Genomic DNA, 13,499 nt, shown 5'->3' on the forward strand with positions numbered 1-13,499 from the left:
ATTCTAAACATCAGTTTATGGGCCGCCCCCTGTGAAGAAGTCTGTCTTCACTAAGAACCAATAACTTGGGCTCCGAAGCAAAAAAGCCCGCCGTCCGTACAGCATTGCGGGATGTCACTCTCGCGACATCCCGCTGTGAAAAATGCACGGTCACCATTTACTCCTGATCGGGCTCCAGCACCATGTTGATCGCGTGGATGCTGCCTCCATCGCCTAGCTCCGCACCCTGCTTCACAATCTCCCCCCGCCCCACCCACACCGTCTTTCCCTCCCGGTGCAGCACCACCCGGCTGCCTTGGAGGGTAGTGCGGTCTTCGGTCGAAACGTTCTTCAGATCGATCGTGCCGGGAATGATGTGATAGCTCAGCCTCTGGGCCAGCAAATCGCGATTCTCCGGTTCGAGCAGCAGATCCATGTCTGCCCCCGGCATGGTGCGGAATGCCGCGTCATTGGGTGCAATAATCGTATACGGTCCGCCTGTTCGCAGGGTCTCGGCCATCCCGGACAGATGGATGAGGCGCGTGAATGTTGTCAGCTCGGGCTCGCCCTCCAAAGTCGCCATGACTCCCTTGGCTTGTTGCTGGCGAGTGAGTTCCGGGGCACCGCCGGTGCTCGGAGCAAGAATGGCTCCGCCGGCAAGGATCGCGGCGAGCGCGAGAATGGATGTTGTTTTCATATGATCTCCTTGTGTTGACGGTCATGGAAGCAATTGCTTCCACTCCTTCTCCCAGCAGTCCCCGTGCGGATCGGTGCCGCTTACCGAGTTTTGCGAGGTCCCCCTTGAAGATGCATCAAAGCCGGTCGATCTTTTGAATCCATCTTGCGGAGGGATCCTCCGGAACTGTTAGTTCGGGAACCCTTGACCGCCTGAGGCTTGGCTCTACGGTCCGCCATGGGATTTCGCGCGGCGGAAGGATACGCTACCTTGGAATTGTGGCAGGAAGTCTTGGAGGAGCTCGCGGATCTTCCCCGGGCTTTTCACATCTCCCCCGCCGTTCTGCGCTTGGAATTGAGGGCCTGCGTTGCCACCCGCTCTTGGCATCGCGGCCAATCAGCCGCGCATAGCCTCGGACAGTTGGGAGCGCTGGATCGCATGATGGTCGCTGGTTTTCACGCCGCCCACGGTCGCGATCTATTGCTACAAGGACTCAGGGATGAGGCACAACTGGTACTCAAGCGGGCAGTGGATACGTGGCCATCGTGCAAGGATGTTGTGTTAAAAGATCCAAGTCTGGTTGCGGCCATGCTATAAACATGCGTAAATACGCGGATCTTGTTTTTCATATTATCAGTTGCGGAATTTGAAAAAGGGATGATTTTCAGTTCAGGAAAAGTGGCGACTGAGTCTGGGGGGAGTTGGTCGCCTGCTATCCGGAATAACACACCGGCTGGTGTGGGCCCTCGGGGTTAAACCCCGGGGGTCTTCCATTTTAGGGGCTCAGGGGAAGATTGCAGCCTGCCGTGGCGGCTTGTGCATCCTGCATCGCCCGGGAGATCGCCTTGATCCTGTGGTGCCTCAGCTCCCGCGTCTTAGCGCGGCGGCACATCATCTGCGAGAGAGTGGCTCGCCATGATCAACAACCTGGAACAACTGTATATCGATCAACTCCGCGACCTATTTAGCGCGGAAACCCAACTCGTCGCCGCCATCCCTGACATGGCCGCGAACGCCACCGACGAAGCCCTGCGGGATGCTTTCAACCATCATCTCGATGAAACCCGCACCCAGCGGGCCCGCCTACAGGAGATCTTCGGATTCCACGGGATCGCTCCGGAAGGCGAGGACTGCGATGCCATGCGCGGTCTCATCAAGGAAGCCACCAAGCACATCGCCAACACCCAAAAGGGCAGCGTTCGCGATGCCGTCCTGATCGCCTCGGGTAACCGCGTCGAGCACTACGAGATCGCCGCGTACGGGCTCGCCCGCGCCTTCGCCGAGTGCCTCGGCTACGATGAGGACGTGAAGCTGCTCACCAAATCCATCGAGGAAGAGGGCGCCGCCGACCAAACCCTCACCAAGATCGCCTCCGGAGGTCTCTTCCGCGATGGTGTGAACGAAGAAGCCGCTCACTGACCCATCCTCCTTCCTCCTGTAGAAGCCGGATCCGCATTTGCCGGGTTCGGCTTCTACTGCATCTTCCGGGTGACTCTCATCGCTTGAACTTCAGCCACCAGCGCAGCATCCCGCAGTCCCTGCAGGAGTATGGCCGCGGCATCGCCGGCGGCCTCATGTTCTCGCTGCCGCTCCTCTACACCATGGAGGTTTGGTGGGCCGGCTTCACCCTTCATCCCGGCCGCATCCTCCTCTATCTCGCCTGCACCTTCGTCGTGCTCATGCTCTACAATCGCTTCGCCGGCCTGCGCCGGGATGCCGCATTGCGCGAGGTGGCGATCGACTCCGTCGAGGAAATGGGTCTCGGTCTCGTGCTTGCCTCCCTCGTGCTCTGGCTCACCGGGCGCATCGACCATGACATGTCCTTGGCCGAGCTCGCCGGGAAGATTGTCATGGAAGGCATGACCGTAGCCATCGGCATCTCCGTCGGCACCGCGCAGCTCGGCGGAGAGGGGACCGAGGACGAAGGCGTGGCGGGCGATGAGCGCTGGTCCGGCGGCTATTTGCCCCAGGCCGCCATCGGTCTCTGCGGTGCCGTGTTGTTCGTGGCGAATGTCGCCCCCACGGAGGAGATTGGTGTGATCGCCATGGAGAGCTCTCCGCGCATGCTTCTGCTCTTGGCGGCACTATCGATCCTGCTTGGCGCCCTCGTGCTCCACTTCGCCGGGGTCCATGGCGCGGATCGGCATGTCGCGCGGGATACTTGGCTGCTTTCCCTCCGTGGTATCGTCACCACCTATGCGGTCGCCTTGGTCGCGGCCGGCGCTTGCTTGTACTTCTTCGGCCGCTTGGATGGCCTCCCTTGGCAGCTCGCATTCGCCTACTGCGTGGTCGCCGCTGTCCCTGCCGTGCTCGGTGCTTCCGCCGGGCGTCTCCTCCTCCAGATCCGTCCCCCGGGACATTGACTCGAACATGACCGCGAAATCGATCAACCGTCCTCCCGCTGGCAAGAATCCACTCGAATGGGCGGTTTTCGCTCTCAGCTTTCTGCTGGTCCTCGGCGTGGTGGGCATCCTCGCGGAGGAGGTTCTCCGCTGGCAGGACTCACCGGCTCGCTTGACCGCGCAGATCGGCGGCACCGCTCTCCAGGATGGTGCCCGCTGGATCGTGGTCGAAGTGCGAAACGATGGCGAAGGCCTGGCCGCGGATGTGGAGATCGAGGTGCAGGCGGGCGATGAATCCGCGGACTTCACCCTCGATTTCGTTCCCCGCGGCACCGTGCGCTCCGGCCGCGTGAGCTTCCCGCAGACCATCGATCCAGCCGCCGCCAAGGTATCGATCCGGGGCTACCGGGAACCCTGAGAATTACCGGTCGAAGCGGAACGCCGCCGCATACGGGTGCGTCCTGCCCTCCAACTCCGCCCGGATGATCTCCGCGGCGATCACGCTGTAGGTGATCCCGTTGCCGCCGAAGCCGAGCGCGAAGTAGCACAGCGGATGCGGCCGGTAGGTGCCGATGTAAGCAAGACCGTCCTTCGTCTCGCCGAAGGTCCCGGCCCATGCATAGGCAGGCTCCATCTTCGTCGCCGGGAACATCTCTTTGAACCGCTTCTCCAGCAGCCGGCATTTCCGCGGCACCAGCCGGTCCCTCGCCGCGGGACTGCGGAAGGGAATGTCTTCACCTCCGATGATCGCGCGCCCGTCGTTGTCGCCTCGCAGGTAGAAGTAGGGGCGCGCCGTCTCCCACAGCAGGCAGCGTCGCCACCAGTCCGGCGCCTCATCCATCGGCTCGGAGGCGATCGCGAAGGAGCTCCTTAGATCCACGAAACGCGCTGTGTCGAAGAGGGACTGTGTCTCATACCCCGTCGCCACTACCACCCGCTTCGCGCGGACGGTCCAGCCGCGCGCTGTCTTCAGCACCACTCCGGCTTGGTCGAAGTCCACCGCCTCCACCTTCGTGCGATCGTAGACCCCGCATCCGTGCCTGCGGATCTCCGCCAGCATTCCGTGGGCGAGCCGGTAGGCATCCACCTCGGCCGCTTGGGGCGAATGCAAGGCATAGGGCTTCACGAATCCGAAATGCTCGTGCACGTCCGCGGGCATCCACTCGTTCACCTCGATACCCGCTTGGCGACGCGCTGCCGCTTCGGCCTTCAGCGCGGGAACATCCCGCTCCCGCGATGCGAGGTACACGCTGTCCTTCCGCATGAAGGCGCTGTCTTCTAAGCCAAGCCGCGCAATGCGTTCTTCCAGCAGGTCGATGCTATCGTAGCACGCCCGGTAGGCCAGCCGCGCATGCTCCTCGCCATGCTGGCCGATTAGATCGATCAGGTGGGTATCGATCTCGTATTGCAGCAGCGCGGTGCTAGCGCTCGTGCTTCCGGTCGCGACATCGCGTTCGTCCAGCACGATGACCTCATGCCCGGCAGAGCAGAGCGTCTCGCCGATCAAAGCGCCGGTAATGCCCGCACCCAGGATGGCGACATCGCATCTCCGGTCGGAATCAAGCGGTGGGTAGTTGGCGATGATCCCGCTTTTTACGCGCCAGTAGGGATGCTCCGATGTGAGATCCATGCAGGGGGAGACTCGGTTCGGTTTGGATCAGGAGTTTCTCCCAATGAGCCGGAGCTTGGGTCGCATCGGGTCTTCCGGCTCCACCGGGCCTTCCGGATCCAGCACCACATCACAGGTGCCTCCGGTTGAGGCATGATCCTCGATGTGGCAATGAATGCCTCTTCGTCTTAGTTCGGTGATCTCCGCGGCAGCTTGCTCGTGCGCGGCAAGCGTCTCGGGGGCTGGAAAAATTTTGTCCTTCATGTTCGGTTACAACAGCAAGCCTCGTTCCATGCGCTGCCTCGCGCAAACTGAATGACTCCGCATCGGCGCTCATGCAGAACGCAGCCGCTTCCATTTTTCATTCCGTGCGTATTGCATGGATTCGGTCTCCGAATCTCTTGATCTGGCTGCATTCGTGAGGGGGCACGTCGCTTGCTCTTGGGAGACTTCGATGAAGATCTCCACGCCCAAGGCCCCCCGCAACTCCTCCAAACCTCAGCCTTCGAAACTTCCCGGCATGGGCGCCATTCCCCATGATCGCGGCACCGACTTCCGCGTCTGGGCACCAAATGCCGCTGCGGTTCATGTGACCGGCAGCTTCAATGATTGGGCCGATCCGGGACTGCCCCTCGCTGCGGAGGGGGAGGGGATCTGGAGCGCCAGCGCCCTTGGCGTGGAAGAAGGCGAGGAATACAAGTTCCGCATCACTCATGGTGACCAAGTCTTGGTGAAGATCGATCCCCGGGCCCGCGTCATCGACCCGGATAGCCACAATGGGGTGATCTATCGCGATACCTTCGATTGGGAGGGCGTCGAGTGGGAGACTCCGCCGCTGAACGAGATGGTCGTCTACGAACTCCATGTCGGCACCTTCGGCTGCGGTAAAAAGGGCGGGCCCGGCACTTTTGGTGAGGTGATACGGCGCTTGCCCTATCTCAAGGATCTCGGCGTGAATGTGATCGAGCTCATGCCTCCGACCGAGTTTCCCGGTTCGACCTCATGGGGCTACAACCCCAGCCATCCCTTCGCCGTGGAATCAGGATATGGCGGTCCGGACGGTCTCAAAACCCTCATCCGCGAGGCTCATCGTCAGGGCATCGCCGTCTTCCTCGATGTGGTCTACAACCACTTCGGCCCCGGCGATCTGGACCTTTGGCAGTTCGATGGCTGGTCCGAGAACGGGATGGGCGGCATCTTCTTCTACAACGACTGGAAGGCGGAAACTCCTTGGGGCCATACCCGGCCCGACTATGGCCGACATGAGGTGCGGCAGTACCTCCGCGACAACGCTCTGATGTGGATCGAGGAGTTCCGTGCCGATGGCCTTCGCCTTGATGCCGTGAGCTACATCCGCCGTACGAGGGGCAACGAACATCACGAGTCCGTCGATCTTCCCGAGGGCTGGCAGGTCTTGCAGTGGATCAACAAGGACCTGAAGCAACACTCTCCCCGGATCATTTCAGTGGCCGAAGACCTCGGTAATAATACCGCGCTCACCGCATGGGTAGAGGAGGGAGGTGCCGGTTTCGACACGCAGTGGGACTCTTCTTTCGTTCACCCCGTCAGGGCGGTGCTTGAAGCACCGGAGGATGATGATCGCGACATCGGGGCCTTGGTCTCCGCCATCATACCTTCATGCGAAGGGGACTCGTTCCGCCGCGTAATTTACTCCGAGTCTCATGACGAGGTGGCGAACGGTCACCAGCGTTTGGTTTCTGAGATCGATCCCGGTAATCCCGCCAGCGTGTGGGCCCGCCGCCGGACTCTTCAAGCGGCCGGTCTGGTACTCACCTCTCCCGGTGTGCCGATGCTTTTCCAAGGTCAGGAATTCCTTGAAGATGGCTGGTTCGACGACCGCGAGGCCTTGGACTGGGAGAAGGCCCGCCGCTTCCGTGGCATTCGCTTGGCCTTCCGTGATCTTATCCGCATGCGGCGGAATTTGGGTGGCATTACCCGGGGACTCACCGGCCAGCATGTTGATGTCTTCCACCGCGATGCGGAGAACAAGGTCGTCGCTTGGCATCGCTGGCACGAGGGTGGTCCGCGCGATAGCACCGTGGTCATTCTGAATCTCAGCCATCGCGAGCATGAGTTTTACGAACTCACCCTGCCGGCGGCGGGCGAGTGGGTCGTGCGTTTCAATGCGGATTGGACCGGCTACAGCTCCGACTTCGGCGATACGGATCTGATCTGTGTCGAGGGCCGCGAGGATGAGGTGGGGCACCCCGCCGTCATCGGCGGCCTCAAGCTGCCGCCTTACGCCCTCGTGGTGCTCAGCCAAGACTGAGATTTTCGTGCGATGCCTTTGCAAGCTGCACTTCCATGCACGGCAATGCACTGCCGATGCCTACTCGTCTTGCATACACGCCTCGCGGCCTTCTGCGAGAAAGCACGTAGTAGCAAAGGCTAGTCGATAAAATCTTAGTTAGGCCGGACCACCGGCTTAACTGGCACGCCGGAAGCTAGGTTACGGGCGCACGTCTCCGGGGGAACTCTGTGCAAGCTGGCTCCTTTTGGAGCTGGAGCGCAGCCGGACATTCGGGCGCCTCATACTACCCCTTCATCATCACAAGTCATGGTCACCAATATCGCGCCGCTCTCCTCCACCGGAACTTCCGAAAAGGCGGCGCGCACTGCTCTTCGCAAACTCCGTCGCCCCCGGATCCTGATCGTGACTCCGGAGTTGAACGGTAGCACCTATTTGGGTCGGAACGGACAGCCGGTTCCTTGCGCAAAGGCGGGCGGCTTGGCCGATATCAGCACCCTGCTTGTGGACGAATTGGCAGACCGCGGCATTGATGTCCGCGTGGCCATGCCGCACTTCCGCAGTCTCTTCCCGGACGCTAAGCTTTCCCGTCGCCTCCACCTCTGCCACGACCGCGAGTTTTTCTATCGTCGCTCCGTCTATGATGGCTCGCCCGAGGCGAACCGGCGTGCGGCCCTCGCCTTCCAGCGGGAGGTGATTCACAACATCATTCCGGCCGTGAAGCCGGATATCGTGCATTGCCACGATTGGATGACCGGCCTCGTTCCAGCCGCTGCCAAAGCCATGGGCATCCGCAGCTTGTTCACCATCCACAATGTCCATGATGAGCTGACCACGATGGCGGAAGCCGAGGATCGCGGGATCGATGCTGCTCGTTTCTGGCAGAATCTTCACTTCAAGAACTACCCCTCCTCCTACGAGGAGAGCCGCTCGTGGAACCAAGTGAGCATGATGGCCTCCGCTATCCATGCCTCGGATCACGTAAACACGGTCAGCCCCAGTTTCCTTCGGGAGATGATGGACGGCCGCCACCCGGCAGGTTGGGGGCTCTGCGATGTGCTTCGCGGCAAGGACCACTTCGGTGCCGCCTCGGGCATCTTGAATGCGCCCGATCCATCCTGCTCGCCGGATCGCGACCTTCGCATCGCGCAGCGCTACGGCGCGGTCGATCACCGCGTGGGCAAGCGCGCCAACAAGGCCGAGCTTCAGAAGCGCCTTGGCCTCGAACTGGACCCCGATGCTCCGGTGCTCTTCTGGCCTTCCCGCCTCGATCCCACGCAAAAGGGCTGCGGCCTGCTTGCGCATATTCTCTACCGCTTGGTGAGTGACTATTGGGGCATTGGCCTGCAGGTCGTCTTCGTCGCGGATGGTCCCTTCCGCCCGCACTTCGAGCACATTGTGAATCACCACGGCCTGCACAAGCGCGTCGCCATCTGCGGTTTCGACGAAAGTCTGTCCCGGCAGGCTTACGCCGGCTCCGACTTCGTCATGGTGCCTTCCGCCTACGAACCCTGCGGCCTCGCACAGATGGTTGCCCTCAAATACGGCAGCCTGCCCATCGTGCATCGCACTGGCGGCCTGCAGGACACGGTCCAGCTCCTCGATGCGGAGCATCGCACGGGCAACGGCTTCGTCTTCGAGACTCACGATTGCAATGGCCTCCGCTGGGCGATCGACGAAGCCGTCCGCTTCCACATCCGTCCCGCTGCCGAAAAGGAGCGCGAGATCGCCCGCATCATGCAGGACAGCGCCGAGCGCTTCTCGCCCCGCGCCACCGCCGAGGAATACATCCGCATCTACGAAAACCTCTCCGGCCGCACCATCGGCGAACCCCGCGAGCAGACGACCGCTTCTCCCAAGGTCTCGGCCCCGCGTAGAACTACCTGCCGCATCGAGGCCGCCTGATCAATCGGCCCGCGTTCAAGGGCACGTAGTCCCGCCTTCAGGCGGACGAAGCCACCCTCCCGTGCTACGACACTCATCGTAGCAAAATGACTTCGTCATTCCGGCTGGGCGCGTCCTCCCGGAAGGCGCCATGCCCAATTGCGCATTCCTTCAAAAGCTCCAAAGGAGCGACAAGGAGAAAGCCCAGGGTAAGGAGCAGGGCGACGCAACTCTGGGTGTCCCCATCACAAAAGTCGGCGCCCTGAAGGGGCGCGAGGAGGTCGCGATCCACCAAAGGACCGCCACCCCGCCTCACTCCCCCAAGGCCTGCTCCGCCTCCACCAACCTCTTCCTCAGGTCCGCATACACCACCTCCTGCACCGCGATCTCCTTGTCCAAAGCCAGATCCGCCGCGATTGCCGCCGATTGCCCCAGCCCCATGAACACCGGCTCCATGCGGATCGACCCGAAGGCCATGTGGGTGGCCGACAGGCTCCACGGCACCAGCAGGTTCTCGCACTCCCCGCGCTTCGGCACCAGCGAGCGGTAGGAAACCGGATACGGCTTCTTCACGTGCAACTGCACGTCGCCTTCATTCTTCAGCATCCCCTTGAGCACGGTGCGCTGCACGTGATGGGAATCCATCGCATAAGCCGCCAGCCCCACCGGATCGTTGACCTTCTCCTGTCCGGTGCAGTGCTTCTGGTTCATCACCACCTCGCCGACCATCCGTCGCGCCTCCCGCACATAGAGCTGCCAAGGCCAGTGCCCGTTGTCCGTGAACTCGTCCTTCGGCAAACCCCACGTCGCCAGCTTCTTCCGCATCTCCTCCGGCACCCGCGGATGATTCTGCAGCGTCCACACTAATCCGCGCTGCCAGAGCTCATGCTGCTTCGCCAGCGCATCCCGCTCAGCATGTCCCAGCGTGGTCCAGTCCCAGCCTTTGCCGTAGTTCATCCCGATGTAATCCGTCGAGATCCCGCCCGTATTGTTAGAGTCCGTCTTCCGGTTCGGCATCAGGTCGAGCTTGAAGAACTTCTCCTGCTGCCCCGCCTCGATCGCGCGGAAGAGAATCTCGTAGTCCTCTTCCCGGTATCCTTCCGGCTTCCCGATCATCACCCGGTTCTCCGCCACGTCGGTCAGCACCATCCGGTAGCAGTAGGCCTGTAGCGTCTTGTCGCCCTCGCCATCCTCGCCGCCCGGCCCGGGATTCACTCCGGGGAGCAGTCCGCTCTTCGGATCGCCCTTCACCCGGTGCGGATCGATTCCATCGGGAAGCTGGTTCTTCGTCGCCTGCTTCGCTTGAATGCCGCTCGCGCTCTCACCTTGCGCGGCATTTGCTTCCCGACCCACGTTGAAGCTCACCTCCGCCCCCGGCAGCAGGTCGCCTTCATAGCTGGCATCGATGAACATGCCCCCGACAAACTCGCTGCCATCTTCCATCCGTAGACTGCGGATCCGCTTCCCCTCCATGCTCACACCCTTCTTCAGGTCGAGCTTCGCGTGGACGACCTCCACCTTCGCCTCTCCGAGCATCTGCGTGAAGATCTGCTCCGCCACCTTCGGTTCGAATACCGAGCCAATCTGCTTCTCCGCGTTGAATGCCGGCCCGCCTTGACCCCGGTTTCCGAATTTCTCGCGCGTCTCCTGCGTCCATGCCGAGTCGCTCTGATAGTGACGATAAACCCGCTTGTAGAAGTCGAGGCCCAGCCCGCCGAGAATCCGGCTATCACCCAGATCCGTCCATCCCAGCCCGCTTGTGGTGAGCCCGCCTAGATGCTTAGTGGGGGAGACCAGCACCACGCTCCTCCCGTCCCGCGCTGCCTGCACCGCAGCGGTGATCCCACCCGGCGTTCCACCATAGATCACGATGTCTTTGGAAATCGGGGCCGCGATCGCGGAGCCGCAGAAGGCAAGGAAAAGAGCGGAACGCAGAGGAGATAGCATCGCGCTTAGTAAGGCCTCGAAGCCGCCGATCTTTCCAATCGAAAACCGCACTCACTCTTTCGAGTGAGTCCAAAAAGGAGATGGTAACGGTTCTTGCCGCGCGGCAAGCTGACGGGCACGTGAACCCAGCCCGCCGCCTCGTCCTGCTTTGCTGTGCCCTCTGGGCAGGCCGCGGTATGGCCGGGGAGATCCCAACGATCCGCGAGCTCCAGGTTCAGGCCACTGCGGAGCCCTTCAAGCCGGTGGAAGTTCGTGCCCGCGGCATCGTCACTTGGATCGATCCCACCGAAGGCAAGTTCTTCCAGATGCAGGACGACAGCGGTGGGGGCGTGCAGGTCAGCTTCACCAATATCGACTGGCCGCTCGTGGGGGATACCATTGAAGTCAGCGGCATCCTCGAGCGCGGCCCCTATGCCCCGGTGATCTCCCAAGCGAGCTTCGTCCACAAAGGGAAGGGGACCCTCCCGAAGCCCGCGAATTCCTCCGGCGGCGGCCTCGTCAATGGCGAGTACAACGGCGAACTCGTCGACGTTCACGGCTTCGTCCGTAGTGCGGAGATGGTCTCGCCCACCACTTTCTCCGCCGTCCTCAGCTCAGGCTCCGCCCGCGTGACCGTCCGCGTCAGCAATGCTCCCGACCTCAAGCCCGAGGAACTCATAGCCGCCCAAGTGTATGTCACCGGCGTCCCCGTCCCGGTCCGAGCCCGCGGCGGCCTCCGCCAGCTCGTCGATATCCACGTGCTCGCCCCCCGTAGGTCCTTCTTCAATGTCTTGAAGCACGAGGAGAGCGATCCCTGGCTCGGCCCGGTGCTCCCTCTTCGCGATGCCTTCCAGTACCGCCCCGGCTTCCGCCGCGGCGACCGCATCCGCGTCCGCGGCGAGGTGATCGATCAGCGCGAAGACATCGCCTACATCAACGACGGCCGCAACGGGATCGCCGTGCGCGGTATCGAAGCCGCCAAACTCAAGCGCGGCGAGGAAGTCGAAGCCGTTGGCTTTCCCGATATCGAGAACTTCCTCCCCATCCTCTCCGATGCCGTCTTCGTCTCCTACCCCCCAGAAGGCAACACCGTCTCGCCCCGTCCCATGTCGGCCGACGCCCTCATGGACGGCCTCCAGCACGCCGCCTACGTCACCGTCCAGGGTCGGCTGTTAGACCGCATGCAGACCGGCGGCATCGTCACGCTCGCCCTGAATACCCCCGACGGCGTCTTCACCGCCGAGATGGATAGCCCCGCCCGCACCATCCCCGACCTCGAGGAGGGCTGCACTGCGGAGCTCAATGGCATCTGCCTCGTCAGCACCGATGGCAGCGGCAGCCCCGCCTCCTTCAAGATTCTCCTCCGCGGCCCGGAGTCTGTTAGAATCGTCGAGCGCGCCAGCTTCTTCACCGTCAAGCGCCTCCTCGTCATGCTCAGCATCGCCCTCGGCAGCCTCGCCGCCGTCGCGATCTTCGCTTGGTTCAGCACCCGCAGGAATCTCCGTCTCGCCGCCGAAATGCGCGAACGCGCCGCTGTCACCGCCGAACGCAACCGCCTTGCCCGCGATCTCCACGATACCCTCGAACAAGGCCTCACCGGCATCCACCTCCAGCTCCACAGCATCGGCAAGGACGACTCCGACGCCTCCCCCGAAACCCGCAACCACCTCGACGCCGCAAACTCCCTCGTCCGCCAGTGCCACGCCGAGATGCGCAGCTCCATCTGGAACCTCCGCTCCGTCGCCCTCGAGGAGTTCGACCTCGCCGGCGCCCTCGAACGCTCCGCCCGCTCCCTCGTCCTCGGCTCAGGCATCCGCGTCGATCTGAAACGCGGCGCCGGCGCGAAGCTCCCCCCGCTCATCGAGGACAACCTCCTCCGCATCGGCCAGGAAGCCATCACCAACGCCGTCAAGCACGCCAGCCCCTCGCACCTCGTCATCGATCTCTCCATCAACGAAAGCCGCGCCATCCTCGCCGTCGCCGATGACGGCAGCGGCATCAAGGAACCCGCCGCCCGCGGGCACTTCGGCCTCACCGGCATGCACGAGCGCGCCGCCCGCATCGGCGGCACCCTCCGCATTCTCCCGAATCCGGCCGGCGGCACCATCGTCACCGTCGAAGTCCCGCTTCCATCGCGAACCCGAGAAACCCGAGATGAGCCTGAACGCTCCCCAACCGATCAAGATCCTCGTCGTCGACGACCACTACGTCGTCCGTGAAGGCCTCCGCAGCCTGATCCGCCGCGAGCCCGGCATGATCGTCATCGCAGAGGCCGTCAACGGCGAGGAAGGCGTCGCCATGTACGAGCGCCTCCAGCCCCATGTCGTCATCATCGATCTCCGCATGCCCGTCATGGGTGGCGTCGAGGCCACCCGCGCCATCCGCTCCATCTCCCCCGATGCCCGCATCCTCGTCCTCACCGGCTTCGAGGGCGATGAAGACATCCACGCTGCCTTCGATGCCGGCGCCTCCGGCTATCTCCTCAAGCACAGCTCCGGCGATCAGGTCGTCCCCGCCATCCACGCCCTCATGAAGGGCCGCACCTGGGTCCCGCCCGAAGTCGAGAGCCGCCTCGCCGCCCGCCAGCGCGGCGAAATCCTCTCACCCCGCGAACGCGAGATCGTTCGCCACCTCGCTCTCGGCGAAGCGAACAAGGAGATCGGCGCCTCCATCGGCATCTCCGAGCAGACCGTGAAATCCCACGTCAAAAACATCCTCGGCAAGCTCCACGTCCGCGACCGCACCGAGGCCGTGACCGTCGCCCTCCGCCGTGGCATCATCCACCTCCCGGAGCTCTGATGCAGCCTTGCCTCC

The 13,499-nt window shown here is 62.8% G+C and carries 11 protein-coding genes; 7 read left to right on the forward strand and 4 right to left on the reverse strand.

The annotated features are described in order from the left end of the window. Positions 1 to 157 precede the first annotated feature (157 nt). On the reverse strand, positions 158 to 676 hold the full coding sequence (locus OJ996_RS00410; RefSeq protein ID WP_264510014.1) for a fasciclin domain-containing protein: 519 nt from the start codon (positions 674 to 676) through the stop codon (positions 158 to 160). 894 nt (positions 677 to 1,570) lie between these two features. On the opposite strand from OJ996_RS00410, the gene OJ996_RS00415 reads away from it, so the two are divergent. From OJ996_RS00415 to OJ996_RS00425, 3 genes are all read left to right on the forward strand, one after another. Next, entirely contained in the window at positions 1,571 to 2,074 is a 504-nt protein-coding gene (locus OJ996_RS00415) for a ferritin-like domain-containing protein (RefSeq protein ID WP_264510016.1), read from the forward strand. Positions 2,075 to 2,157: 83 nt separating this feature from the next. Beyond that, positions 2,158 to 3,018 carry a TIGR02587 family membrane protein gene (locus OJ996_RS00420; RefSeq protein ID WP_264510018.1) on the forward strand — a complete coding sequence of 287 codons (861 nt, stop codon included), beginning with the start codon at positions 2,158 to 2,160 and terminating at the stop codon, positions 3,016 to 3,018. Between the two features lie 7 nt (positions 3,019 to 3,025). Continuing rightward, positions 3,026 to 3,415, forward strand: a complete 390-nt coding sequence (locus OJ996_RS00425; protein WP_264510020.1) for a hypothetical protein — start codon at positions 3,026 to 3,028, stop codon at positions 3,413 to 3,415. Between the two features lie 3 nt (positions 3,416 to 3,418). On the opposite strand, the gene OJ996_RS00430 is transcribed toward OJ996_RS00425, so the two are convergent. Continuing rightward, a complete protein-coding gene (locus OJ996_RS00430) occupies positions 3,419 to 4,627 on the reverse strand; it encodes an NAD(P)/FAD-dependent oxidoreductase (RefSeq protein ID WP_264510022.1) in 1,209 nt (402 codons plus the stop codon). A gap of 27 nt (positions 4,628 to 4,654) precedes the next feature. Continuing rightward, positions 4,655 to 4,870 (reverse strand): hypothetical protein, encoded by a 216-nt coding sequence (locus tag OJ996_RS00435; RefSeq protein WP_264510024.1) that lies wholly within the window; start codon positions 4,868 to 4,870, stop codon positions 4,655 to 4,657. A 256-nt stretch (positions 4,871 to 5,126) separates the two neighbouring features. Between OJ996_RS00435 and OJ996_RS00440 the strand changes: the two genes are divergently transcribed. Continuing rightward, on the forward strand, positions 5,127 to 6,896 hold the full coding sequence (locus OJ996_RS00440) for an alpha-amylase family glycosyl hydrolase (protein WP_264510026.1): 1,770 nt from the start codon (positions 5,127 to 5,129) through the stop codon (positions 6,894 to 6,896). 288 nt (positions 6,897 to 7,184) lie between these two features. Next, complete coding sequence (locus tag OJ996_RS00445) at positions 7,185 to 8,780, forward strand: glycogen synthase (RefSeq protein ID WP_264510028.1); 1,596 nt, start codon at positions 7,185 to 7,187, stop codon at positions 8,778 to 8,780. A 291-nt stretch (positions 8,781 to 9,071) separates the two neighbouring features. Here OJ996_RS00445 and OJ996_RS00450 read toward each other — a convergent pair whose 3' ends face one another. Continuing rightward, a complete protein-coding gene (locus OJ996_RS00450; protein ID WP_264510030.1) occupies positions 9,072 to 10,706 on the reverse strand; it encodes an FAD-dependent oxidoreductase in 1,635 nt (544 codons plus the stop codon). A 119-nt stretch (positions 10,707 to 10,825) separates the two neighbouring features. On the opposite strand from OJ996_RS00450, the gene OJ996_RS00455 reads away from it, so the two are divergent. Both OJ996_RS00455 and OJ996_RS00460 read left to right on the forward strand, forming a co-directional pair. Then, complete coding sequence (locus OJ996_RS00455) at positions 10,826 to 12,904, forward strand: sensor histidine kinase (RefSeq protein ID WP_264510032.1); 2,079 nt, start codon at positions 10,826 to 10,828, stop codon at positions 12,902 to 12,904. Next, complete coding sequence (locus OJ996_RS00460) at positions 12,840 to 13,484, forward strand: response regulator (protein ID WP_264510033.1); 645 nt, start codon at positions 12,840 to 12,842, stop codon at positions 13,482 to 13,484. Before OJ996_RS00455 ends, OJ996_RS00460 begins: the two co-directional genes overlap by 65 nt. The last annotated feature ends 15 nt before the right edge of the window (positions 13,485 to 13,499 follow it).

Source organism: Luteolibacter rhizosphaerae, from assembly GCF_025950095.1.
In the GTDB taxonomy this organism is placed as follows: Bacteria; Verrucomicrobiota; Verrucomicrobiia; order Verrucomicrobiales; family Akkermansiaceae; genus Haloferula; species Haloferula rhizosphaerae.